The organism is Cupriavidus sp. 05T41, assembly GCF_056396525.1.
In genome coordinates, this window is sequence record NZ_JBFTLQ010000025.1 from 1 (window position 1) to 22887 (window position 22887).

At 60.4% G+C, this 22887-nt stretch carries 18 protein-coding genes and 3 pseudogenes; 12 read left to right on the forward strand and 9 right to left on the reverse strand.

The genetic code is table 11. The annotated features are described in order from the left end of the window. Positions 1-302 precede the first annotated feature (302 nt). The 3 genes and pseudogenes from AC1DKV_RS16245 to AC1DKV_RS16255 all read left to right on the forward strand — a co-directional run. Positions 303-542: pseudogene (locus AC1DKV_RS16245) on the forward strand (calcium-binding protein); the annotation flags it as partial. Positions 543-754: 212 nt separating this feature from the next. Beyond that, on the forward strand, positions 755-1375 hold the full coding sequence (locus AC1DKV_RS16250) for a DUF6880 family protein (RefSeq protein WP_441622011.1): 621 nt from the start codon (positions 755-757) through the stop codon (positions 1373-1375). A 26-nt stretch (positions 1376-1401) separates the two neighbouring features. Next, the gene (locus AC1DKV_RS16255) at positions 1402-5091 is read left to right on the forward strand and encodes an SNF2-related protein (RefSeq protein WP_441622013.1); all 3690 of its coding nucleotides are present in this window, start codon (positions 1402-1404) and stop codon (positions 5089-5091) included. Between the two features lie 134 nt (positions 5092-5225). On the opposite strand, the gene AC1DKV_RS16260 is transcribed toward AC1DKV_RS16255, so the two are convergent. Beyond that, positions 5226-6737 carry an ATP-binding protein gene (locus AC1DKV_RS16260; protein ID WP_441622015.1) on the reverse strand — a complete coding sequence of 504 codons (1512 nt, stop codon included), beginning with the start codon at positions 6735-6737 and terminating at the stop codon, positions 5226-5228. A 247-nt stretch (positions 6738-6984) separates the two neighbouring features. Beyond that, positions 6985-7365 carry a hypothetical protein gene (locus AC1DKV_RS16265; RefSeq protein WP_441622017.1) on the reverse strand — a complete coding sequence of 127 codons (381 nt, stop codon included), beginning with the start codon at positions 7363-7365 and terminating at the stop codon, positions 6985-6987. Between the two features lie 523 nt (positions 7366-7888). On the opposite strand from AC1DKV_RS16265, the gene AC1DKV_RS16270 reads away from it, so the two are divergent. The 4 genes from AC1DKV_RS16270 (at position 7889) to AC1DKV_RS16285 (ending at position 12562) form a co-directional block, all read left to right on the forward strand. After that, positions 7889-8869, forward strand: coding sequence for a quinone oxidoreductase family protein (locus AC1DKV_RS16270; RefSeq protein WP_441622019.1), 981 nt, complete (start codon positions 7889-7891; stop codon positions 8867-8869). Between the two features lie 77 nt (positions 8870-8946). Further along, complete coding sequence (locus tag AC1DKV_RS16275) at positions 8947-10014, forward strand: beta-keto acid cleavage family enzyme (protein WP_441622098.1); 1068 nt, start codon at positions 8947-8949, stop codon at positions 10012-10014. A gap of 166 nt (positions 10015-10180) precedes the next feature. Then, on the forward strand, positions 10181-11173 hold the full coding sequence (locus AC1DKV_RS16280) for a Bug family tripartite tricarboxylate transporter substrate binding protein (RefSeq protein WP_441649915.1): 993 nt from the start codon (positions 10181-10183) through the stop codon (positions 11171-11173). A 228-nt stretch (positions 11174-11401) separates the two neighbouring features. Further along, entirely contained in the window at positions 11402-12562 is a 1161-nt protein-coding gene (locus AC1DKV_RS16285) for a porin (protein WP_441622023.1), read from the forward strand. A 183-nt stretch (positions 12563-12745) separates the two neighbouring features. On the opposite strand, the pseudogene AC1DKV_RS16290 reads toward AC1DKV_RS16285, so the two are convergent. Next, positions 12746-13036, reverse strand: a pseudogene (locus AC1DKV_RS16290) (SDR family NAD(P)-dependent oxidoreductase); the annotation flags it as partial. A 314-nt stretch (positions 13037-13350) separates the two neighbouring features. On the opposite strand from AC1DKV_RS16290, the gene AC1DKV_RS16295 reads away from it, so the two are divergent. Next, positions 13351-13920, forward strand: coding sequence for an RBBP9/YdeN family alpha/beta hydrolase (locus AC1DKV_RS16295; protein ID WP_441622025.1), 570 nt, complete (start codon positions 13351-13353; stop codon positions 13918-13920). A 120-nt stretch (positions 13921-14040) separates the two neighbouring features. Here AC1DKV_RS16295 and AC1DKV_RS16300 read toward each other — a convergent pair. Both AC1DKV_RS16300 and AC1DKV_RS16305 read right to left on the reverse strand, forming a co-directional pair. Further along, positions 14041-14330 (reverse strand): annotated as a pseudogene (locus AC1DKV_RS16300) (DsbA family oxidoreductase); the annotation flags it as partial. Positions 14331-14433: 103 nt separating this feature from the next. Further along, positions 14434-14802, reverse strand: coding sequence for a VOC family protein (locus AC1DKV_RS16305; protein WP_441622027.1), 369 nt, complete (start codon positions 14800-14802; stop codon positions 14434-14436). Between the two features lie 385 nt (positions 14803-15187). Here AC1DKV_RS16305 and AC1DKV_RS16310 point away from each other — a divergent pair, with 385 nt between their 5' ends. Together AC1DKV_RS16310 and AC1DKV_RS16315 are read left to right on the forward strand one after the other, a co-directional pair. Then, a complete protein-coding gene (locus AC1DKV_RS16310) occupies positions 15188-15586 on the forward strand; it encodes a sulfatase-like hydrolase/transferase (protein ID WP_441622029.1) in 399 nt (132 codons plus the stop codon). 8 nt (positions 15587-15594) lie between these two features. Beyond that, positions 15595-15717: a hypothetical protein gene (locus AC1DKV_RS16315; protein WP_441622031.1), complete on the forward strand. Its 123-nt coding sequence runs from the start codon at positions 15595-15597 to the stop codon at positions 15715-15717. Positions 15718-16154: 437 nt separating this feature from the next. Here AC1DKV_RS16315 and AC1DKV_RS16320 read toward each other — a convergent pair whose 3' ends face one another. Together AC1DKV_RS16320 and glaH are read right to left on the reverse strand one after the other, a co-directional pair. Then, positions 16155-17393 carry an alpha-hydroxy acid oxidase gene (locus tag AC1DKV_RS16320; RefSeq protein WP_441622033.1) on the reverse strand — a complete coding sequence of 413 codons (1239 nt, stop codon included), beginning with the start codon at positions 17391-17393 and terminating at the stop codon, positions 16155-16157. Between the two features lie 66 nt (positions 17394-17459). Next, positions 17460-18389, reverse strand: coding sequence for a glutarate dioxygenase GlaH (gene glaH / locus AC1DKV_RS16325; RefSeq protein ID WP_441622035.1), 930 nt, complete (start codon positions 18387-18389; stop codon positions 17460-17462). Between the two features lie 51 nt (positions 18390-18440). Between glaH and AC1DKV_RS16330 the strand changes: the two genes are divergently transcribed. Continuing rightward, the gene (locus AC1DKV_RS16330; protein ID WP_441622037.1) at positions 18441-19397 is read left to right on the forward strand and encodes a LysR family transcriptional regulator; all 957 of its coding nucleotides are present in this window, start codon (positions 18441-18443) and stop codon (positions 19395-19397) included. A gap of 14 nt (positions 19398-19411) precedes the next feature. Here AC1DKV_RS16330 and AC1DKV_RS16335 read toward each other — a convergent pair whose 3' ends face one another. Next, positions 19412-20707 (reverse strand): MFS transporter, encoded by a 1296-nt coding sequence (locus tag AC1DKV_RS16335; RefSeq protein ID WP_441622039.1) that lies wholly within the window; start codon positions 20705-20707, stop codon positions 19412-19414. Positions 20708-20997: 290 nt separating this feature from the next. Here AC1DKV_RS16335 and AC1DKV_RS16340 point away from each other — a divergent pair, with 290 nt between their 5' ends. Next, positions 20998-21999 (forward strand): Bug family tripartite tricarboxylate transporter substrate binding protein, encoded by a 1002-nt coding sequence (locus AC1DKV_RS16340; protein ID WP_441622041.1) that lies wholly within the window; start codon positions 20998-21000, stop codon positions 21997-21999. Between the two features lie 320 nt (positions 22000-22319). On the opposite strand, the gene AC1DKV_RS16345 is transcribed toward AC1DKV_RS16340, so the two are convergent. Beyond that, the gene (locus AC1DKV_RS16345) at positions 22320-22880 is read right to left on the reverse strand and encodes an RBBP9/YdeN family alpha/beta hydrolase (protein ID WP_441643533.1); all 561 of its coding nucleotides are present in this window, start codon (positions 22878-22880) and stop codon (positions 22320-22322) included. Positions 22881-22887: the final 7 nt, after the last annotated feature.

Genomic DNA, 22887 nt, shown 5'->3' on the forward strand with positions numbered 1-22887 from the left:
CGAGCGCAACGGACGCTACTGCAGCGCTCACGGATGAATGGCATGGCTTGCCTGGGGCAATACGAAGCTGCGCTAGAGACCGCTGTGGGCTGAGTTCTCGGCAGGCGCAAGATGGAAAGCACCCGCGGCTATGTTGAAGAGTTGCAGGGCACAAGGCGCTGGCGCAAGCGGCCTGACCGCCAGTTGGCGGAGTTGTATACCGAATTCGGGGCCGAGTTGGAACGCGCCTCGCGCGCAGGCGGTTATCGAACGACATCATGGCCAAGCTAAAGCTCAACGCGCAACGTGAGCATCGCATCGAGATGGAAATCGTCGTCGACGCGTCTACCGAGGAGGAGCGTGCGCTATCGTGGTACTGCTACCTGGAAGAAGAGTTCTCGTTTCCATTCAAAGCCAGTGTTCGCAAGGCGATGGACTCCTCGCCGCTGCCCATCGGCGAACACGTCTTGGTCACCGGACTCGCTCATGAAGATCTCCGCCGGGTCGGCATTTTTGCCTAGGTTCGGTGGGGCGAATGCGACGTGGTGGCGCCCCTAGCCCAGATCGATCCGGTGAACGGCGACAAGCCGACGCGCGTTGCGGTCGCGGACTGGCACTACTGGCGCGATCAAGGTTACGCATTCGGAATCCAGAGAGCCATTGCGCTGTCGCGGACGGAGCTTGCTTACCTCGTGCCTCGATCTCACGCAGCAACGGCCGTCGCGCGTGTCCGGTGTGCTCGGTTGCATCCGGGGAATTTTGAGGGAGGGAGTTGTTGTCGATCGACGATGAAATTGATGTCAAAGCCGTGGCGACGATCAAACCGGAGCGCCAGGGGACGGTGCTGGCCGAGTTGGCCAGGACGCATCCCCGTCTACGGCGTCGCTTGCGATTTGAGCTGGCCGCCCCCCACGGCGAGAACATGGTCGCTGCCGTCCGCGAATGGATCAGTGAACTCGGCGCGCAAACGTCGTTTCTCGACGCGGAACAGCTCAGCGAATTGGCAGCGGAGCTCGATGCCATCCGGGTGGCCATCGCCTCCTCTATTGCCGGAGCTGCCCCCGATCGCGCACCCGACCTGATGTGGGAATTCTTCGCGCTGGCCGGAACGGTCTATGAACGCACGACCGAAGAGGGATGGGAAGTCAGTGGTATCTTTGACGAGGCCTGCTCCGATCTGGTCAAGGTGAGTGCCCACGCAGGCGTCGACCCTGCACTATTCGCCACGAAAGTTGTCGCCGCGCTCAATGCCGATCAATATGGAGAGTACCGTGCGCTGATCGGGGCGATTGCATCAGCTGAGCCGTGGGCGCCAGCCTACCCCGGCCAATTGACGGCCTTGCTCAAGCGCATGAGCAGGACAAAGAACAGAGGGCACCTGCTGCCCCCCGGATGACGGCAACGACAGCGACGACGGTAGCAATGACAGAAAGAAATCAGCGGGCGAACGCGATTCGCTGGATCCAGGCCCAGATGGCCGAGTACGGGCTGCCGATGGAGGAACTGGAGGCAGCGGGGCGCTTTGATCCGGCGCCGGGGAATGGCACTGATTTGGATAGCGGATTCCCCTCAGATCGGAAAATCCACCGAGCATTGAAGGAGGCCCGGCCAGTGGTGCGACAGTCCTTCGGTAGAACGTGGTGGGGCGAGCAATGGCTCAATGCCCTGACACACATCGACTACGACAATCGTCTGCCGCGCGGGCGGACCTACGCGAACAAAGGAGCGGTCAAGGATCTTGTCGTCAGGGCCGGGACGATCCACGCCCAGATACAGGGCTCCCGGCCACGTCCCTACCAGGTGACGATCACGGTACCGCCGCTTTCCGCCAAGGATTCCGCACGGCTTCTGGACGCCATCGCCGCCGAGCCCACCCTGATCGCCCGGATGCTCAACCGGGAACTGGATCCGTCGGTGCTGGACCACGCACGCAATCTTGGGATTTCCGTCTTCCCTGCCCGGTGGAAGGACCTCGATATGCAATGCTCCTGCCCCGATTGGGCCGTGCCTTGCAAGCACTTGGCGGCGGTGATTTACCTCCTGAGCCGGGAAATCGACGGCAATCCGTTCCTGGTGTTTTCATTGCGGGGTGTCGACCTGGCGCAAGCCTTGAAGTCGCGCGACATCCATTTGGCGCCGGCAGCTGGGGCTGTCCTCCCCACGTTGACCGAGTTGCTGCCGACAGCTTCAGAGGCCCTGGCTGATGCGGGGGATCTTGCTGCGCTTGATCAGCTGGATTTCTCCGGGATTCCGGACCTGTCCGATCCACTGCTACAGGTGCTGCCGGCGCGCCCCACTTTCTTTCCCAATGGAGATTTTCGCGAGACGTTGCGGCGTCTTCTGGCACGTTCGAGAAAGGCCGCGCGACAAGCCATGGATTCCCGCGCCGGTGCCGTCGACGCGCAGCGCCTCACGTTCTCCGGTGATGACCGGCCGGGGATTGAACTGGACGCAAGATTGCACCCGTCGGTGTTCGGCACGAAGGACATCACCACCATCGAAGCACTGGAAGCAGCACTGGCTCACGTAGATGTGAGCAATCTGCCAGACGTGCAGCCCGAGGTCGCCGCGCTGTTCCAAGTGCGCTTGACGGCACTGCAGTTGATCGCGCATGGCGCGGTGATCCCGCAAATCCTCTTGGAGGATACCGACACTGTCTTGCTGCGCTGGCTCCCAGCCACGCTCGATGGTTTCGTGGCGACCGTCATGCAGCGACTTGCCACTGCGTTGCCAGCTGGCCTGGTCAAGACCGGGAAGGGAAGGAAGCGTGCCGTCCTCACCCAGGAGGCCCAGGCAACGTTCCTCTGTTCTCTGTTTCTGAATCACTTCATTCACGCATGGGCGGATGGCGCCAGCGAAAAGCCCCTCGGGAATAAGACGATGGCCTTGTTCTTCTGCACCGGCCGAGCCCGCTACGACGGTCCCGGTGAAGGGGAAATCGCCGCCGGCATTCACACCTGGCTATCCCGATACCATCTGGCGCGCCGAGAACATGTACCGGTGCTATGCCTCGAGGAGGCAAAAGCGGGCCATTTCGGGCTGGCACTCGCGATCGAGCATCGTTCGGCAGCGCTGGAGAAACCAGTACCACTGGCAGCGATTCTGACCGATGAGGCCTGGTCGAAGGGCCGTTTTGGCATTCTGCAGACAATCGCGCTACTGGCCGAGTTTTTCCAACCGCTCAATGCCTATATCAGTGCTGGCGCCAAGACCCCCGTCAAGATTGCTGCGGATGAGCTGCCGGCCTTGCTGTTTGATACGCTGCCGGTAATCCGCTTGCTCGGGATTCGCGCGCTGCTACCGAAGGCGCTCAACCATCTACTGCGACCTCGCCTGTCCATGCAGATCAAGGGTACGGCGACCGATACTGCGGGATTTTTTCGCGCCGACGATGTTCTTGCCTTCGACTGGAAAGTGGCCGTCGGTAACCATCTCATTACGCGCGCCGAGTTTGAAAGGTTGGTGAAGGATGCCGCAGGCGTTGTACGTTTCAAAGGGGCGTACGTCTATCTGGATCCCAAAGAGATCGAGCGCCTGCGTGCCCAACTGCTTAAGCCATTGGCACCTTCGGGCGCTGAACTGTTGCGCGTGGCCCTCGCAGGCGAACTCGCCGGCACGACCGTTGGCCTGGATGCCAAGGCCCGCAAGATCATTCAAGATTTGGTGGAAGCGGGCACGGTCCCGTTGCCTCGTGGTATCAACGCCACCCTACGCCCTTACCAGCAGCGGGGTTATGCCTGGCTTTATCGCAACGCGCGAATCGGTTTGGGCAGCGTGATCGCCGATGACATGGGGTTGGGCAAAACACTGCAGGTCATCGCTACGCTGCAAAAGCTCAAGGAGGATGGCGCGCTTGACGACGCCAAGGCCCTGGTCATCGTGCCTACCAGTTTGTTGACCAATTGGCAGAAGGAAATTGGGCGTTTCGCCCCCAACCTGAGCGTTGGCATCTTCCACGGCAGCAAGCGTGAGCTCGCGGTGAGTCGGCCTGATGTCCTGCTGACGACCTACGGTATCGCGCGTACGGCTGCTGCTACCCTCCATGCCTTGGCATGGCGCGTCGTCGTAGTGGATGAGGCCCAGAACATCAAGAACCCGGCTGCCGCCCAGACCAAGGCCGTGAAAGCGATCGCGGCCAGCAGCTTTATTGCCATGAGTGGGACGCCGGTGGAGAACCGCTTGTCCGAGTACTGGAGCATCCTGGACTTTGCGAACCGGGGCTATCTGGGAAGCCTCAATCAATTCGCGCGGGAATATGCGATGCCGATTCAGATCCAGCGCGATCAGCATGTCGTGCAGCGCTTCAAGCGGGTCACGGCCCCCTTCCTGCTGCGACGCCTGAAAGCCGACAAGGCCGTCATCAGCGATCTGCCCGACAAGATCGAGCAGGATCAATACTGCACGCTGACCAAGGCCCAGACGGCGCTGTATCAATCGGTGGTACAGGAGGGATTGCGAGTCATCTCAGGGGAATCCGACACCTTCAAGCGCCAAGGCCTGGTGCTGCAGATGATTCTGGCATTGAAGCAGATCTGTAACCATCCGGCGCAATATTTGAAACAGGGACAGGCCGACGCGGCGGCGTCTGGCAAAGCGGAGCGTTTTTTCGAGCTCATCGACGATATCCACGCCAGCCACGAAAAGGTGCTGGTATTCACCCAGTTCCGCGAGATGGGAACCCTGCTCTGCAGTTGGCTGCGACAGCGATATGGCCGCGATCCGCTATTTCTGCACGGGGGTGTCGTGCGAACCAAACGAGATGCTATGGTCGAGCGATTTCAAAACGACCGTACCGAGCGTGTATTTATTCTGTCACTTAAAGCCGGCGGGACAGGGCTAAATCTGACCGCGGCCTCCAACGTCATCCATTACGATCTATGGTGGAATCCAGCGGTGGAAGCGCAGGCAACCGACCGAGTCTATCGCATTGGCCAACAGCGCAACGTTCAGGTCCACCGATTCATCACTCGCGCTACGTTTGAAGAGCGTATCAATGACATGATTTTCGCCAAGCGGGAACTGGCCGACTTGGCAGTAGGCACGGGCGAACAGTGGATCGGTAATCTTAGCCGGGACGAGCTCAAGACGCTGTTTAGCCTGGGAGAGCGCTGAAAGGATGTCGCCCCACGTCATGCAGCAAAGACTATTCGGCTTTGATGTTGGCGGTCCTGACCACCTCCGCTCCACCGCCACGCGCACGTAGCAGTGCAACGCTCGCCACAGCGCTCTGCGGGCTGGCCCGAGTATCACACTGACCGCGGAGACGTAAGCATCCTGACGTACGCAGGCAAGTCCAGGCACTGGTAGCCGGCGGCCGTCAACGCCCGAGCCTCTTCGTCAGAAAAGGCTGGCGAGAACAGCGCCTTGGTCGAAGTCCACCCTTTCACCCGGCGCCCTTCCTTTGTCGACATGAACCGCTCGATTTGTTGCTCAAATTCGGAAAGCGAGGACAGGGTGTGCTTGCTTGCACTGCGCTTACACGAGCCGAAGCGAATACGCCGCGCGTCCTCGTCGAGTGCGACGATGTCGATCTCGATCGCGTTCTGTTCGTCTCGCGGCCGATTCCAGTAGCCCAGTTCGATGGAGGTCAGCGAGAAATCGCCCACGCCCTTTCGCGAACACTCTACGTGCAACTGACGAATCAGCTTCTCGAATGCGTATCCCTCGTGTCCGTGCAGCCGAGGGAGTGTCAGATCGATCGCCTTCGATAGCGGGCGCATGCGAGAAGCGTCCCGCGCCGGCTTCACGACCGACAGCCACACCTGCAGAAAGTTGTCGGTGATGTAATAGCGGGAATTGCGGCTCTTGCTCTCCGAGAACACCGGGTGGCGCTTGTCGACCATATGGTAATTCTCGACCAAGCGTTTGATTGTGACCTTCAACGACGCTTCGTCTTCATCCCGCAGCAGTGTGCCGACCAGTTGCCCGTGGCTCGAGCCCGGATGTTCCGAGAGGAAGTTTAGGACAGAGAGCAGTCTGCCCTTCACCTCACGGAGGAAGGATGTGTCTGCCTCTTCGGCCAGAGGGCTGCCTTCGCGAAGGAACATCCGCTCGAGCAAGGCTTCCTGAAACCGGGCGTCCACCTGAAATAGGCCCTGGTCATACGCGTCCCGGTAGAACTTGGGAACGCCTTCGAAGAAGCCCCAGAGCGTGAGCCAATGGTGCGGGTCGCGGATATCGTGTGCGCGGTACACCTCGATCAAGTCCTCGAAATCCCAGTGCTGCAGATCGATAGTCGCAGTGAGCCGCCCAAAGAGCGGCGCACCCTTGTCGTCGAGGAGCGCGCTCATTTCCGACTGCAGGGAGCCAAGGACAAACAGCCCGCCCCCTTGCGTATCGCGCAGCCGGTCCACTTGCTCCTGCAGGAATGAGTTGAAGGCGTAGAGCCTCCCCTCCGTGAAATACTGGAATTCGTCCAACACGACGATCAAGCCGCGGCGGCATAGAAGGCCGATCACGCCGGCCATCGAGGCGAAGTCAGTGACTTGCGGGGCCAGTGCATTTGCGATCTCGGATTCGCAGTCTTCCAGCGCCCGGCGGAACCCAGCCGCCACATCTCGCTCGTCTGAGTCTGGTATCTGCATGTAGACCATCCGAGCGAGTAACGACGGTTCGCTCTTGGATAGCTCACGCAGCAGGGTCGTCTTGCCAATGCGTCGTCGGCCTTGGATGCGGCAGAAGAACCAGTTTGGGCCATGGACAATCCGGTCCAGAGTCTCCAGCGTCCTCATTCGTCCGTAGAATTCCCAGGAGGTCATATTCTCTGCTTAAGTTACATTTATGTATCTTAAGTGATGGTTGACCGCAAAGCTAGGTGGGAAGACGGCTTGCTGCGGAAAAGCCCGTTCCCTACGTCAAGCGGAATAGCGCCGGGGACGTGTAGATTTGGATATCCCGTATAAGTTACAAAAATGTATCTTATCTTGAACAGTCCAAATAAGCGCTTTTTGCTTCACATATCCACGAACCCCTCGGCTTATAGGCCTGCATCTGGAGGAAGCGAAATCATTGCTGAGTCGGCTGCAGCGCACGATGGTCGCGGCACAGGTTGCCGAAGCGGTTGCCCGGATCAGCGTTTGCCCCACGTGCAGTGCGCAGTTGGCTTGCAAGGGTCACCATCACCTGGTCTTCCGTAGTGCGTTCGGGCGACTGTCGATTGACAGTCCCAGGATGGACAACTGCTCGCTGTCGAGCAAGCGCGCGGCCTGTGCCGCGGCGGTCACGACGAAGGCGAATTCGCCTCCTTGCGAAAGGGAGGATCGCGAAATAGATGCGCTGTTCGCGCGGCAGGTTGATCTTGCCGGCCAGGAACATCAAGGCTAGCAATTTTCCGGCGACCAGTACGACAACCAGCATCGCGACCAGAAAGGGCCGGTCCGCGAGCACACTGAAGTCGATCGCTTCTTCTTGCGTTTCGGAAGTTGATGGTGGTGCAAACAGCGTAGGCGGCTGCTTTGTTGCGGCGAATCAAGGCCCTTTCCCCGCCGATCGCCGGAAGCAGCGGGGGCGCTCTTCGCCGGGCGTCGGCGGCAGCACATACGCGTGCCGGTAACGGGCGAGTCCGACAAACAGCTCGGCGGTCGCGGGCAGCATCTGCCAGACAAGTGGCCGGCTTTCGTGAGCCACCGAACTCAGCCGCATCCCTCGCTTCTAGGCCTGGCGCAAGTTCACCCTCCCCGAGGTCCACCCGCGGCATGTCGCGCCAGTTCGCGACTACACCCTTGCGCTGCCGACGCCAACCTGAGAGCCCCCCCGCAGATCCTTGTCAGAAAAAGGAAAGCACATGACGCATGCGGGAAAGCGGAAAGCTGGGCCCGGCCTGATGATTCGACACACAGGTAGCCCCTCAGGCGAGCTCAATCGGCAAGCCACAGGTGCATCTTCATATTCGAGGAAGGCAGGAGACCACATGGCGAAAGTCGTTAGGATTTACGAAACAGGCGGGCCGGAGGTCCTTCGTTTTGAAGACGCCACGGTTGGCGAGCCGGGGCCGGGAGAGGTCCGCGTCCGTCACGTGGCCGCAGGACTGAACTTTGCTGACACCTACTTCCGCAGCGGCACTTATCAGGTTCCGCTTCCCAGCGGAATCGGCAACGAAGCCGCCGGCGTGATCGAGGCCGTCGGGGCCGGCGTCACCCATCTGGCGGTCGGCGACCGCGTGACCTATACGGGCTTCGCCAACACGCTGGGCGCGTACAGCACGGAGCGGCTGATCTCCGCCGCGCCGCTGATCAAGCTGCCGGAGGCAATCACTTGCGAAGTCGCCGCGGCGATGACCATGCGGGGCTTGTCAGCCTCCTACCTGATGCGCCGGATCTACCCGTTCAAGGCGGGTGACACCATTCTGCTGCATGCCGCAGCGGGTGGTGTCGGCCTGATCATTTCGCAATGGGCAAAGCTGCTGGGTCTGACCGTGATCGGAACGGTGTCTACCGATGCCAAGGCCGAAGTGGCGCGCGCCCATGGCTGCGATTACACGATCAACTACAGCCATGAGGACGTGGCCAAGCGCGTGCGGGAACTGACGGATGGCGTGGGCGTGTCCGTGGTTTTCGACAGCGTGGGCAAGGACACCTTCATGGCCTCGTTGGACTCCCTCAAGCGCCGCGGCCTGCTGGTGTGCGTGGGGTTCGCCTCCGGCCCGGTCACCGGGTTCGATCCGGCAATTCTGGCCCGCAAAGGCTCGGCATACCTGACGCGTCCCGGCCTGGCCGACTATATCGCCGATCCTGTTGAGAAGGCGGAACTGGTCGATGAATTGTTCGGCCATGTAGCGGCAGGCCGCATCCGCATCGAGATCAATCAGCGCTATGCGCTGGAAGACGCCGTGCAGGCACACCGGGACCTCGAGGCTCGAAAGACCACGGGTTCTTCCATCTTTGTGATTTGACGGTTTCCCGCCCCGGAAACGCTCTCATCTGGTTCGACATTCTCAATTTTTACGATTCACCCTGGAGACCCATCATCATGAACTTCCTTGACGGCCACTTGTATCCCGAGAACCAGCAGCCGCTGATCATTACGGCCGCTCCGTATGCGCCGGGCTGGATTCCCGCGGACTTCCCGGAGGATATCCCTGTCACCATGGAGGAACAGATCCAGAAGGCGGTGGATTGCTACGAAGCCGGTGCCCGGGTGCTGCATCTGCATGTCCGTGAAGCCGATGGCAAGGGGAGCAAGCGTTTGTCCATGTTCAACGAATTGATCGCCGGGGTGCGCGCCGCCGTGCCCGACATGGTGATCCAGGTTGGAGGCTCCATCAGCTTCGCGCCCGAAGAAGGCCAGGCCGCCAAATGGCTGAGCGACGACACGCGGCATATGCTGGCCGAACTCGATCCGAAGCCTGATCAGGTGACGGTGACAGTCAACACGACGCAGATGAACGTGACCGAGCATGCCGGCCTGGATGACTTCAAGGGCGTGTCGCGCGGATTCCCGCATCTCTACGACACGTACAAGGACATGATCGTGCCCTCGAATCCGAGCTGGGCCGAGGAACACATCCGACGCCTCACGGCCGCCGGCATCCAGAGCGAGTTTCAGGTCTACAACATCAACAGCTTTGAAACGATCGAACGCATGATTCGCCGCGGCGTCTACAAGGGCCCGCTGGTGATGAACTGGGTGGCGATCAGTGGTGGCATGGACCAGGCGAACATCTACAACCTGACCAACATGCTGCGTGCGGTACCCGATGGCGCCGTGGTCACGGTGGAAAGCTCGGTGCTCAATGTGCTGCCCATCAACATGATCGGCATGGCCCTGGGCCTGCACGTGCGATGCGGCATCGAGGATGTGCTCTGGAACCAGACCCGCACGGGGAAGATGAGTTCGGTCGAGCAGATCAAGCAACTGGTGCGTATTGCCCGCGAATTCGGTCGCCCCATCGCGACGGCGGAGCAGACGCGAGAGATCCTGAAGCTTGGCGTGTTCTACGACACCGTGGAAGAAACGCTCCAGGCCAATGGCTTCTCGCCCAATCGTAATGGTGGCCACCAGGGATTCCTGCGCAAGCAAGAAAATCAGTCGGCCTGACAACGGTTCACGCGGCCTTCTTGCGCTGTGCTTCGCGTCGGCGTTGCTCGTGCCGCTTGGGGCTGCGTCGCCCTTGCGGTTGGCGTTCCTGTGCTGCCAGAGCGATGCATCCGGAACGAGCGCAGCTAGAGCGATCGCCAACAGAAAAATTATATGGAGGGTGACAATGACATTTCGAATGCAAAAGCTGCTTGCTGCCACGCTGGGCACGGCAGCGCTTGCGGCGTTGTACGCATCCGCGCCGGTGCGGGCGGAGGATGCCTGGCCCGCGCGCCCGATTCAGATGGTCGTAGCGTCATCCGCAGGATCAGGAACCGATTCTCTGGCACGCCTGCTGGCGCAACGCCTGTCGGTGTCCTTGAAGCAACCGGTCGTCGTTGACAACCGGCCGGGCGGCAGTGGGGTCGTCGGAACAAACGTCGTTGTCAAGGCACCGTCCGACGGGTACACGCTGCTTTACACCACGGCATCGAACATGGTCATCGCCCCGGCCGTGCTGAAGACCATCCCCTACGATCCGAAGAAGAGCCTTGTGCCGATCGCCGAGACCGCGGAGGGCGGGGTGGTGCTGCTGGTGAGCAATGATCTGCCGGTTCACAACCTGCCGGAGCTGATCCAGTTCGTGAAGGTAAACCCGGAAAAATACGGCTACGCCACCTGGTCCACGGGGTCTTCCGGGCAGCTGACGATGGAATGGCTCAAGAAGCAGACCGGCATGAAGACCGATCACGTTCCATATCGGACTTCGAATCAATTGTTGACCGACCTTGCTTCAGGTGTCGTGAAAATCGGCTGGACCGATCCGGGCGCGCCCATTCCCTTCCTGCGTTCCGGTAAGGTCCGCGCCATCGCCATCGCAGGCAATGCGCGCGCACCGCAGCTGCCCGACGTCAAGACCATGGGTGAACAGGGCTACAAGTTCGATGCGGTGGGCTGGTTCGGCGTCTTCGCACCCTCGGGAACCAACCCGGCGATCCTGAAGAGGCTGGCTGAGGAAATCAATAAGGTCCAGAAATCTCCTGATCTCGCAGCCACGATGAAAGCCATGAACTTTGGGCCGCCACCTGCGAAGACTCCGGAGCAGTTCCGCGAGATGGTCAGCAACGATCTCCAGCTCTGGTCGAAGATCGCTACCGATGCGGGGATCCAGATCGATTAGTGCCCTGATTCCCCCCCGTAGAGCCGCAGCAAATTCAAGCTTTAAAACAGGACGAAGCGCAATTGCTCACCCGAAGGGGGAGGGGCCGCGCTCGTCCCTGCATATGCGCGGCTGTTTTGCGTAAAGGGGGAAATCGAATCTCAATTCGTCGCCTGGCAACGCTTTGACCTCGTGGCATCCGCGCGCCACAAGGTTGGAGACGATAACAATGAACGTGGAGGAGTTCTGGTGAAAAGAAAGATTCTTGCCTTGGCCGCCGTTAGTGCGTGTGGGGCAGCGAGTGCGCAATCCGGCGTGACCTTGTACGGTGTGGCAGACGTCAACGTCGAGTACGTCAATCGCGTCGGCGCCGCTGTGCCGTCGGCCGCCAACGGTTTCAAGTCGGGCGCCGGCCATAGTGTTGTCCGCGAGGACTCCGGTGGGTACTCCGGCTCGCGTTGGGGTCTTCGCGGCACGGAGGACCTGGGCGGCGGGATGAAGTCCATTTTCGTTCTGGAAAGCGGCTTCAATCTCGATACCGGCACGTCCCAGCAAGGCGGCCGCCTGTTTGGTCGCCAGGCCTTTGTTGGCCTTAGCTCGGAATATGGGCAGCTCACATTCGGCCGACAATATCAGTCGCTGTTTTCTACGCTGGCCAACTTTATCCCTGCCCGATATGCCACCCAGTACGAGCCGATCGGCGTGGTCACCGGAGCGAACTTCCGCGAGGACAATGCGGTGAAGTACGTCGGCGTGTTCGGCGGCCTTACGGCACAGGCCAACATGTCGTTTGGCGTAGGGACGACGCTGCCGCAAGTCGCCCCAAATGTTCCGGCCGCCGGTGGCAACGGTGAAGTTCCCGGGCAGTTTCGCCGCGACTCCGCCTATGGGGCGGGGTTGAGCTATATCTCCGGGCCTTTCGGCATAGGCGTTGCCTATGACCAGTGGAATCCGACGATCGGCACTGGCAGCGGTACCTTCAGAAAAGCCGCAGTCATGGGCAGCTACGCCATCAATGGCACGGCGAAGGTAATGGGCGGCTATCGCTGGGGCCAGAACAAGGACCAGAACGGTACCCTGACCATGCGCGACGATTTCTATTGGATAGGCGGTCAGTACCGGCTGTCTCCCGCACTCGACTTCACGCTCGAGTATGACTATCAGAACGTGAAGAGCCTCGGCGGCAACACGCACATTGCCAATCCCTGGCAGATTGCCCTGATTGCCGACTACGCGTTCTCGAAGCGTACGGATATCTATCTGACCATGGCCTATTCAAAGAACGCTGGCCTGGCGATGGAATCGGCCGCGAGCAACTACGCAACCAGTCTTACGGTCAACAACTACGCGCTGTCCAATGGCCAAAGCTCGATGTTTGGCGCCGCGGTGGGTATCCGCCACGTGTTCTGAGGGCGGCTATCAAGGCCAATCTACATAAGCTCCACCGGGAATGCCGATCTCCTGCCAAGTCGGCACTTTCCGCGGCATTCCCGGTTTCAAAGGTTCCACAGGAAACCCCTGTGGAACCTTTGCCCTTTTTGATACTGCAAGTAAAAAGGCAGTCTACGCGGCGGTCTTCCCACCGTTCACGTGAAGGGATCCCGGTGTTCCTTCCGTTCCTGCACTGTTCACAGCGATGTCGAGGCATCCAAAGCGCTCGATGGCATGCCGGACAAGACGGATAACATCGTCTTCACTGCTGATGTCGGCCGCCACGAAGTCTGCTTCCGCATCCATCTGCCGGAGTTCCGAGAGGAGGGCCGCTCCGGCAGCGGCGTTCCGCCCGGAGCACACCAGTCGCGCGCCTTTGGCTGCGAAGGCAAGCGCCGTCGCGCGGCCGATACCAGCGGTTGCACCGGTAACCAAGACAACAGGATAAGTCATGAATATTTCCTTGGATGGGTGAAGCGTTGTCCTTCGCTCTTTGGTCGGGAATGTACTGCTTGGTGGGACTTCGCCATGCTACGAAACATTGGGGTCGCTTGCCGTAGTTGCGCGCGGAATGTCGTGAATTGGAAAGTCAATGTCCTGACCGAATATGCATGGAAGCCCGCAACGCCAGATACTCGTCCCCGAGAAGCCGGCATCGTAGGTGATATCCCGTACTGATTCGAAGCCGGGCCGGCAGAACTACTTGGTCTCTCTATATGCAGGGCTGTACTGAGGCGTCTTCAAACCAAACGAGGAGTTCCAGTTTCATGGCATCCGAAAATCAGCCAACGGTTGTGATTGTTCCCGGCTTTCGCGATCACATACCAGAGCACTGGCAGTCGCTGCTGGCAGAGCGTTTGCAGCAGCAGGGACGAGCAGTGCGCATCGTGCCCCAGATTGATCAGGACAAGAGGTTGCGCCGTGCCAGGGTAGCGAACCTGGAGCGTGTCGTCAGCAACATCTCGGGGCCGGTCATCCTCGTTGCTCATAGTGTGGGCTGCCTGATCACCGTTCACTGGGCACAGGAGACGGAGTGCACTGTGCAAGGCGTATTGCTCGCCGCCCCGACCGACTATGGCAGCCCGTTGCCGCCCGGATACAGCGATCCGCAGACGCTGGCAGACGAGGGCTGGACCCCAATTCCGCGGCGCCATCTGAAATTCCCAAGCATCGTGGTCGCGAGCCGCAATGATCCGCTCGGGAAGTTCGAACGAGTCGGCGAGCTGGCGCACTCCTGGGGCAGTCGGTTCGTCGACGGCGGTGAAGTCGGGCATCTTGGACCGGCGGATGGCTATGGAACGTGGCCACTGGCGGAGCAACTCGTTCAGGAACTCTGAGGGCAAGCGCGACGGCGTCGGTGGTAGCCAATATTCGGCGATGCCGTTGTGTTGACAAAGGCTGCGCCGAATCAGGCCATCCAGTGCCCGACCGGACCGATGCCGGAATTCAGGCTGCCGTCAGCCAGGCCACTTCGCCAGCACGTCGCGGATGATCTGTGCAAAGGCCTCGGCCGACTGGCCGCCCGAGACCAGATAGCGGTTGTCGAAGATGATCGATGGAACGGATGGATACCCATCGCCTGGAATTCCGCCACTTCGGCGCGCACCGCGTCCGCATACTCGCCGCTCTCCAGCACGCGTCGCCCTTGAGTGGCATCGAGCCCCACCGATTGGGCCGATTCCAGCAGCATCTCATGATTACTGGGGTCCTTGCCATCGCCGTGATATGCCTTCAGCAGCGCCTCCTTGCACACATGGGGCGTCTCTCGCCGACGAGACCTTATATCGCTTTGAGTGCGGGATGCCGAAACCCGTGGTCGTTGCGCGTCTTCCTGTCGACGCGCATGCGCCTTATCCCTTCGTGAAGATTTCCAGAAAATGCTTGCTCGGATCCTCGAAATAGATTCGGCGACAGCCATCCTCCGTGCTGACCTCGCCGGGGCGGCGGCGGTAGGGATCCGCCCAGTACATTAGATTGCGCGCCCGGATGCGGGCGAAGCTTTGCTCGAATTCGGCGTCGCTGATCAGGAAGGCATAGTGTTGCAGGGCAACGTCGCCTTCCGCGTCCATGAAGTCCAGGGTGACATCGTTGTCCAGCCGTACAGCAAGAAACGGCCCGAACGGCACCGCGGCGGGACGTCCCAGGATCTCGGAGAGGAAGTCGGCGGACTCCTTCTTGTCGCGGGAAAAGACGATGGTGTGATTAAGCTGGATGGCCATGTCGCAATCTCCGAATTGGGGGGTATCTGCAAGGGACCAACGTGCCAGCCTGCGCGGTGCGGATACCAACCGTTACCGCGCCCCCTGGCAGGGTACATGGTAGCCACATTTCACAGGTATTGATTGAGACGTCATCGGTCCTCGACGTCTGAACAGCCGCAGTCCATACTTTTTTCGCCAAGCCCGCGATCCCCCGCGGCATATTCCAGAAAAAGCACAATACAAGACATGCGGCAGGCAAAGCGGCGCGCATCCTGGCGACCAGACGCCGTACACAAGACCGACGGTGCGGGCAGCGACCGCAGATGCCGCGAAGCGCCCGGTCCGGACAATGGTGGAGACATGAAACACAAGTTCCTGAGGCTTGCGGGCGCGCTCGTGCTCGGTGCTGCCCCCGGGCGGCACAGACAGGGCAACCCGCCCCAATATCCTGCTGATCGTCGCCGACGATCTCGGGTATTCCGATATCGAAGCCTTGGGCGGGGAAATTGCCACGCCGAACCTGGACCGCCTAGCGGGCCTGCAACGCAGCCGGACGGGTTATGAGGGATACCTCAACGAGAAGGCATTGTCGTTCCCGCAACTGCTGAAGGACGCTGGTTATCGCACCTATATGACCGGAGAATGGCACCTCGGCGTCAAGGACGAGCACGGGGTCAGGGCCCGTGGCTTCAACCGCGGATATGCCATGCTCCGTGGGGCAAGGACCGCTGGGAGCTGTACGACCTTTCGGTCGACCGCTCGGAACTGCATGACCTGGCGGGTAGCCGGCCGGACAAGCTGAAGGAGCTGATGGCCGCCTACGAGGACTACCGAAAGGCAAACGGCGTGGCGGAGTTCGACGGGCTGGCACAGCGCAAGGGCTATAGCAATGGCACGTCCTACTACGAGGATATTCGTGGGTTGGACAAGTAGCGCTCCCAGGGCGAGCGTGACCGTCCTGCTGGTCCTGGCGGTGCAGGGTGCAGGGCGCAGGCGTCAGCGTCGCACCGACGGTTGCGACGGGGGGCGGCACCTTCGGTGCTGTACACCGCTCGCCTGGCCCAGACCGACAGCCTGTGCGAGAGTTATTGCGGTGTACCGGAAGGCTTCGGGCCCGGCAGCGCTGGCCATCCGAACCGGGCCGGCATGGTCCGCCTTCTGGGCGGGACTTTCCGAATGGGATCGGCGCAGGGGTATCGCGAAGAGCACGAGGTCTCGCCCGGTCCCGGCGGGGAGATGGCGGCCTTGCCGATGACGATGTGTTCGAAGCCGGCCGGTGGATCGAGATATATGGCTTGTGCTGAAGTCATGGCATTCCGTCCTACCGACCGGAGCGATTCCGCCCGGTGGGGTTTCAATGGTGCATCGGACTAGACAATAACGGAACTGTTCACGTCAGCGAGAGTGTTCGCCCCAAGCATAGCCATATCTCGATCAACCTCGTCGCGCAAAAGAGTAATGGCGTGGCGAACGCCCTCCGATCCACCAACGGACGCAGCGTAGATAAAGGGCCGCCCCAGGAAGACAAAGCGGGCCCCCAGTGCCAGTGCTTTCAAAACATCACCGCCTCGCCGGATTCCGCTGTCCATCATGACGGTTGTCTTGTGCGCGACGCTTTCACAGATTTCTGGCAATACGGCAAGCGGCTCCACGGCACCGTCCAGTTGGCGCCCGCCGTGATTCGAGACGATGATGCCGTCGGCGCCCAAAACCACGGCGCGTTCTGCGTCGGATTTGTGCAAAATTCCCTTGATGACCAGATTGCCGCGCCATCTTTGCCGGATGCGTTCGATGTCCGTCCAGTTCAGGTGATCACGGCCTGTTGTGTCGCGAATCGCCGAAGCCGACAAGATCGGTGCGCCGCGCGTGGCAAAGGAGTTCTCAAAATGCGGCATTCCGCTCGAGAGGAGCGTTCTGGCGAACGTTCCCGCCAGCCAGCGTGGCCGGGACACGCCGTCGAATGCCAGGCGGACGGATGGCCGCAAGGGCAGCGAGAAACCAGTACGAACGTTGTTCTCCCGGTTGGCCCAGACGGGAATATCCACCGTCAGGACCAGCGTGCCGAACCCTGCCGCGCAAATCCGCTCAATAAGCGCGTCCCGACGCATGGCATCGCCCGGCAGGTACGCCTGGAACCACGTGCCTGGTGCGGCAGCGTGAACGTCCTCCATCGGAATCAGGGACGTGCCGCTCATGATTGCGGGTATCTGCTCTTCGCGCGCAGCTTGCGCCAGCACCACATCGCCACGGTAAGCGGCAATCGCGCTGATTCCGACGGGCGCTATTCCAAACGGAGACGCGTAACGCTGCCCGAAGATCTCGGTCGCTTGCGATCGTCCTGAGACGTCGACCAGGACCTTGGGGCGAAACCTGACCTCGTCGAATGCCGACCGGTTGGCGGTGAGCGACTTTGCATCCTCCGCGGCGCCGGCAATGTAGCCAAAGATAGGACGCGGTAGGCTTTTCCTTGCCGCGACTTCAAAATCGGCAAGCGAGAGGATCGGTCGTAGTCGTCGATGAATCTGACGGTTGGCGCCATAGGCAGGCTTGGCAGGTATTCCAGCGCTCGGAACGGCTTGGCTTTCTGCAACTTCTGTTAGAGATGTCATCTTGATTTGAAGTGTCTATCAGGCCCAACCGCTATCACTATCAGCCACGCCGGATCACATTGATAATCAGGCGAACGTGCCTCGCTGGCGCATCAGCTCGCGGAACAGCGCCGCATTTTTCTCGAACGGCGCGCGCCCGTGGAGGTAGAAATAGTTGTTCAAGACAACCAGGTCGCCGACGGGCAGCGACACTTCCCTTGTTCCCGGTGAAGCCTCCATGGAAGTCGACAGGTCGTTGAGAAATGCAGCCTCCTCGCGATTGCGAGGCTGTACGAACTGATCGATGAAGGACATCGACAAGCCGAACTCGTTCTGGAAGAAGAGCGGGCGCTCGACCCTATCGCTGACATTCTTGGATCCCGGCGCCTTGTAGAGGAACGGCTGCGTCCCGAGACGGTGACTGACAAACCTGCCACAGTCTTCCCAATCGTCCAGATGCAAGAATCGGGACTCCCCGCCAGTTGCATTCTGTTCTGCGAACTTCATCATCAACAGCCAGTCCGTCGCTTCGGTAACGAAGGTGCCATCGGTGTGCATCGTGAAGAGTCGATAGGCTTGGCGCAAATAGGAGTCGCTATCGTCCGTGTGCTTGACCACGAAGCGAGCATAGTAAGTGCCCGACATCGCATCGTGGTTGCCGGGGCCCAAGAGGTGCCCAATGGCAGTGCCGAAGCGAACGAAATCGTCGGCGTCCGTCGTCAGCCCCTGGAGGCCTACCGTAAAGCCACCGTGCTGCCGATCCTTCACAATGCCGTTGATGGTTGTAGCGAAGTCTTCGCCGATATGCTTCGCGATCAGGTCCGCGAGCCCGTAGCGCATGAAGGGAACATACTCGAGATTTTGAACATCGACCTTGCGTGCGTCATGCAGGAACCCAAGAACGGCATCGCGCTCAACGGTCACATGCAGGATGCGATGGTGATCTGGGTGGGCAGACACTTGGAAGCGGGACTCGTCATTGCTGGCAAGCACTGACGCAGGAAGCGGGGCATTCATTGGTAGCTCTCCGGGATGTTGTAGGGTGCTATTTCATCTGGAATCTTTGATATGATCCAGATAGAAAGCAGTAATCTTTGTTCCGCAATTGAGATTAAAACGATGATCGACGTTCGCCAGTTGCAGTGCTTCGTCGCCGTGGCGGAAGAGCTTCACTTTGCGAAGGCGGCAGATCGTTTAGGTGTCGCACAATCAGGGCTCAGCACCCAAATCCAGCGCCTTGAACAAGATTTGGGCGTCACGCTCTTGAACCGCAACAAAAGGAAGCCGGTGTCACTTACCGACGCGGGGCACCTGTTCCATGCCGAGGCTGTTGCTGCGTTGCGGCACATTGAGCGGGCCGACCAGGTGGGGCGCCTGGCTGCCCGAGGGCTGGCTGGCGTCATCCGTGTGGGCTATGTGGCATCTGGCGCAAGCAGCGGCCTGTTGTCCATGATGCTGAGCGAGTTTCGGAAAGCGCATGAGATGGTCCGGATCGAAGTCGTGCCAATGGAAACGCCAAGGCAGCTCGAAGCGCTCAGCGATGGCCAGATCGATGTGGGCATTGTCAGGCCCAGGCGACTCTATCCGGCTGGCGTTATCACGAAGGTCGTACAGACTGAACGTCTGCTGGCTGCAATGACAGCAAGCCATCCTCTTGCAAGGCGAGGGACAGTCTCAGCGCGGGCGCTAGCGGATCAATCGTTCATCGTCCCTCAGTTTACGGACGAGGAAGGCTTCGGCGATGCCCTATCCGCCCTGGGAAAAGCCGGAGGCTTCACGCCTCATCTGGAATATCGTGTCCAGGATTTCATCTCCGCAATCTGCCTCGCGTCCGCGGGATACGGCGTGGCCATCGTGCCTGAGTCGATGCAGAATTTCTCCCAGCCAGGCATCTTCTACACTCAGATCGCCGACTTCAAATTCTCAGTGCATCTGGCGCTGGCGCATAGGCGCCGGGAAATATCCCCGGCGGTACGAGCCTTTGTGCAACTCGGAACTGAGGCTCTCAATGGCCGTGCTTCGTAGACTCGGCAGCGCGCTCAGCCGTGTCGCGCTTCCGCGACGTAACACCATCTGCCGATGAGGAACACGGTGAAGGGCAGAATTGCCGCGAACGGTAGCCAGCGCAAGGCAACTTGAAGACCAACCGCGTCCGCTACCATACCGGTGATAAAGGGGCCTGCTGCGAGGCCCAATATATTGTTAAACAGCGTCAGAGTGGCAAATGCCGAGCCGTGAATGGCTGGCGGCGTGGCCCCGGCAATGATCGCGCTACAGGTGCCGAACGAGCTGGCAAGGAAGAACACCCCGGGCGCAAGGAGCGCGAGTTGCAGATTACCCTGTGGCAAACGGAATGCGATCGCCAGCAGAGTGCCTAACACGAGGCAGTAACCAATGGCCATGTTCCACCTCTTGAGCGACGAATCCCCGCTGATCCGATCGGTCATCACACCGCATATGAGTTGGCCCAGGCCGCTGACAAGGACAAGGCCGGCCGCCAGTGTGGCCGCTTCGCTGACAGGCATGCCCCAGTAGCGATTCAGGTAGCTGGGCAGCCACACGAACAGCGTGCCTTGAACGAAGATCTGCAGGGCGCAGCCGAGGTAGGCACAAAAGACAGACCGGGACGGGAACAGGCCAGAGAAATAAGCGCGCGGTGTCAGTTTCACATGCCCGTGCACCGCGGTTCCGTTTGCATTGTCCGGTTGCGCACTTGCGAGTTTTTTCTCGGTGACCACGAAGTAATAAATGATCACCAGCGCAAAGCCAAGGATCGCCATCAGGCCCATCGACCATCGCCAGCCAAAGTGCGTCGCGATGATGCCGGAAAGCGAAACACCGAGTACGGACCCAAACGCTGCGGCAGACGTGAAGCCGCCGGCAATGGTAGACCGCATGTGCCTGGGGAAGATGCTCATGAGCATAGCGAATCCGACACTTCCGTAGGCAGCCTCGCCGACACCAACGAACAAGCGTGCGACGAGCATCTCGTGGTAGGTGCTGGCGATGGCGCACCCGAGCGTGGCAACACTCCACACCGCCACCATCAGTGCAATGCTTTTGACGCGCCCCCAGCGGTCCGCGATGATGGAAAATGGGAGGGTCAGCACGCCGACCGTCAACGGCACCACGCTACTAATCGAACCGAGCTGGGTATCGGAAATCTGCCACTGCAATTTCAAGAGTGGAAACAAGGCATTGATCGCCTGCCGCGACATGTAGTCAGACAGTAGCAGGCAAAACATCAATGCAAAGACCACCCACGCGTAGGGTCGGGCACCAGTGGTGGCCGCAGCCGGCTCAGCCGGCATCGCGTTACTCGTAGACACGTTCAATTTCTGTCTCCTCAGGACCTCTAGCGTCGGATCATCTAGCCCGGCGCTACTTCCCGCTTTACCTTGCACGCCTTGAACTTGGCCATTTATGACAGTCATCCGCTGACGCAGGGGAGCCGAGGTCGGGGCCAACCTGCACGCTCTGGATATCTGAGCAGGGTTTTCCCTTTGCTTGCGCGAGTTGGTAATAACTTGTCGCGAACGGGCAAGCTGGTTGACCCGATGCGATTCGAGAATAGACGAACAAGCCTTTCTAAACACGTAAAGCATCGCAATCAAAAGGGATAGACATGAAGAAGCAGATCAATCACTCAGGATGGCGCGGTTGCGCCTTGGTAATTGGTGTTGGTGTTGGTGTCGCCGGGGGCGTGTCCGTGGCCCAAGCCCAGGAGGCTTGGCCCAGCAAGCCGATCCGTCTGGTGGTGGCGGGGCCTGCCGGCGGCAGTGCCGACGCGTTGGCTCGGCTGCTGGCGCAAGGCCTGCAGCAAAAGTTGAGTAAGCCCGTCATCGTAGAAAACAAGGCGGGTGCCGCCGGTGCACTGGCGATCGGCGATTTGCAGTCCAACGGCAAGGATGGCTATACCTTCCTGGTTATCCAGGGCGGTGTCGTGAGCGAAGCGCCGTTGGCCTACAAGGTTCATTACAAGCCCTTTACGGACCTGAAGCCCCTGGCCCAGATCAGTCGCACGGGGCTGGTGCTGGTAGCCAACAAGGATGTGCCCGTCTCCAACCTGAAGCAGCTGGTGGACTATGGCAGGTCGCAAAAGGACGGCCTCGTTTTCGCTTCCTATGCTACGGGATTGAAGGGCCACACGTCGGGCATACTGCTCGGGCAACTCACGCATGTGCCAATGCGGCATGTGGGCTACAAAGGCTCTCCTCCGGCGTTGAACGACCTGATGGGTGGCCACGTGCCCCTGATGTTCGATGGGGTGACTACCTCTTTGCCGCTGATCAAAGCGGGAAAGATCAAGGCGATTGCGTTGAACTATCCGACCCGGATCGCTGAATTGCCGGATGTGCCTACTTTCAAGGAGCTCGGTTACCCGCAACTGGCGCAAGCAGGGTGGTTCGCAGTGTGGTCCCGCCCGGATGTCGTACCGGCAGTCCAGGAGAAAATCCGCGAGATAACACTGGCGTATTTCAGGCAACCCGCAGTGCAGAACCACGTCAAGGACATGGGGATGGAGCAGGGGAGCGCCGCTACGTCCGAGGAGTTGATGGCGGACCTGAAGCAGGCATACCTGCAACAGTCCACGCTGCTGAAGTCCATTAACTACCAGCCAGACTAATAAGAGATTATTCGGCGCAAACTCGCCATTGCAGTCCGAATGGGCTTTGCGCAATCATTGAGCCAGTGTGCATGCGGCATCGTCGATCCGGCGATGTCCCATCGCTGGGGGAGGGGCTGGGGGATAGGGCGGGCTCTCGCCGCATGCGGACGTCTGGCGGAAAGCCGGCCGCCCGCCCTGCACTGGATGCTACGGCAGGTGAGCATACGGATCGTGGCCGTCGAGTCTGGCTGGTCGTCCTTAGCGGGCGCTGCCGTCTTCAAGTCCCGCAGGCCCGCTCCCTTTTTTTCTCGGCCTGCAGCACGCCGCGGTGGGTTCGGTCACGAGAGTTCGCGAATGAACTCATTGGCTTGCGGCCACTCGCCATAGCCTGAAGCGGGATTCAGATGCCCGACTTCGCCGAGTTCGACGAAGCGGCTGCCCCACGCCTGCGCCAGGCCGCGGGCGCGGTCGAGACGAGTCAGAGGATCGTTGCTGCTTGCCGCAACAATGCTCGGAAACGGCAAAGCGCAGCGAGGGATCGGCAGCCAGCCATGGTCGCCCAGCGTGTTGAGCGTCGGATAGCCGGCCGGCATGGACGTCTCGAGGTCGGCGGGTGCCGCAAGGAGGGCGCCGAGAATCTCACGTGTGGCGCCTCGGGCTGCCCAATGGGCGACCATCATCGCGCCTGCGCTGTGCGCCACGATGATCACCGGCCCCTCGACGGTGGCCAAAGCGCGATCGATCGCGTCGACGCGGGCAGCGCAACTCAGCTTGTCTTGCTCAAGCGGGGCGACGCTGACGACGCGAGGCAGCGCCGCCGCCAGCAGGGTCTGCCAGTGTTCCGCAACATGGTCACGCAGGCCAGGGACGATGAGAACGGTCGGTGCCGTAGAGGTCATGTCGATC

What these genes read in the sequence shown, in the direction of transcription:
- AC1DKV_RS16320 (WP_441622033.1), bottom strand. Translation starts at nt 17,393, where the DNA reads ATGACATCTCTAACAGAAGTTGCAGAAAGCCAAGCCGTTCCGAGCGCT.
- AC1DKV_RS16260 (WP_441622015.1), bottom strand. Translation starts at nt 6,737, where the DNA reads ATGACCTCCTGGGAATTCTACGGACGAATGAGGACGCTGGAGACTCTG.
- AC1DKV_RS16345 (WP_441643533.1), bottom strand. Translation starts at nt 22,880, where the DNA reads ATGACCTCTACGGCACCGACCGTTCTCATCGTCCCTGGCCTGCGTGAC.
- AC1DKV_RS16275 (WP_441622098.1), top strand. Translation starts at nt 8,947, where the DNA reads ATGAACTTCCTTGACGGCCACTTGTATCCCGAGAACCAGCAGCCGCTG.
- glaH (WP_441622035.1), bottom strand. Translation starts at nt 18,389, where the DNA reads ATGAATGCCCCGCTTCCTGCGTCAGTGCTTGCCAGCAATGACGAGTCC.
- AC1DKV_RS16305 (WP_441622027.1), bottom strand. Translation starts at nt 14,802, where the DNA reads ATGGCCATCCAGCTTAATCACACCATCGTCTTTTCCCGCGACAAGAAG.
- AC1DKV_RS16340 (WP_441622041.1), top strand. Translation starts at nt 20,998, where the DNA reads ATGAAGAAGCAGATCAATCACTCAGGATGGCGCGGTTGCGCCTTGGTA.
- AC1DKV_RS16315 (WP_441622031.1), top strand. Translation starts at nt 15,595, where the DNA reads ATGGCCGCCTACGAGGACTACCGAAAGGCAAACGGCGTGGCGGAGTTC.
- AC1DKV_RS16280 (WP_441649915.1), top strand. Translation starts at nt 10,181, where the DNA reads ATGACATTTCGAATGCAAAAGCTGCTTGCTGCCACGCTGGGCACGGCA.
- AC1DKV_RS16255 (WP_441622013.1), top strand. Translation starts at nt 1,402, where the DNA reads ATGACAGAAAGAAATCAGCGGGCGAACGCGATTCGCTGGATCCAGGCC.
- AC1DKV_RS16330 (WP_441622037.1), top strand. Translation starts at nt 18,441, where the DNA reads ATGATCCAGATAGAAAGCAGTAATCTTTGTTCCGCAATTGAGATTAAA.
- AC1DKV_RS16270 (WP_441622019.1), top strand. Translation starts at nt 7,889, where the DNA reads ATGGCGAAAGTCGTTAGGATTTACGAAACAGGCGGGCCGGAGGTCCTT.
- AC1DKV_RS16295 (WP_441622025.1), top strand. Translation starts at nt 13,351, where the DNA reads ATGGCATCCGAAAATCAGCCAACGGTTGTGATTGTTCCCGGCTTTCGC.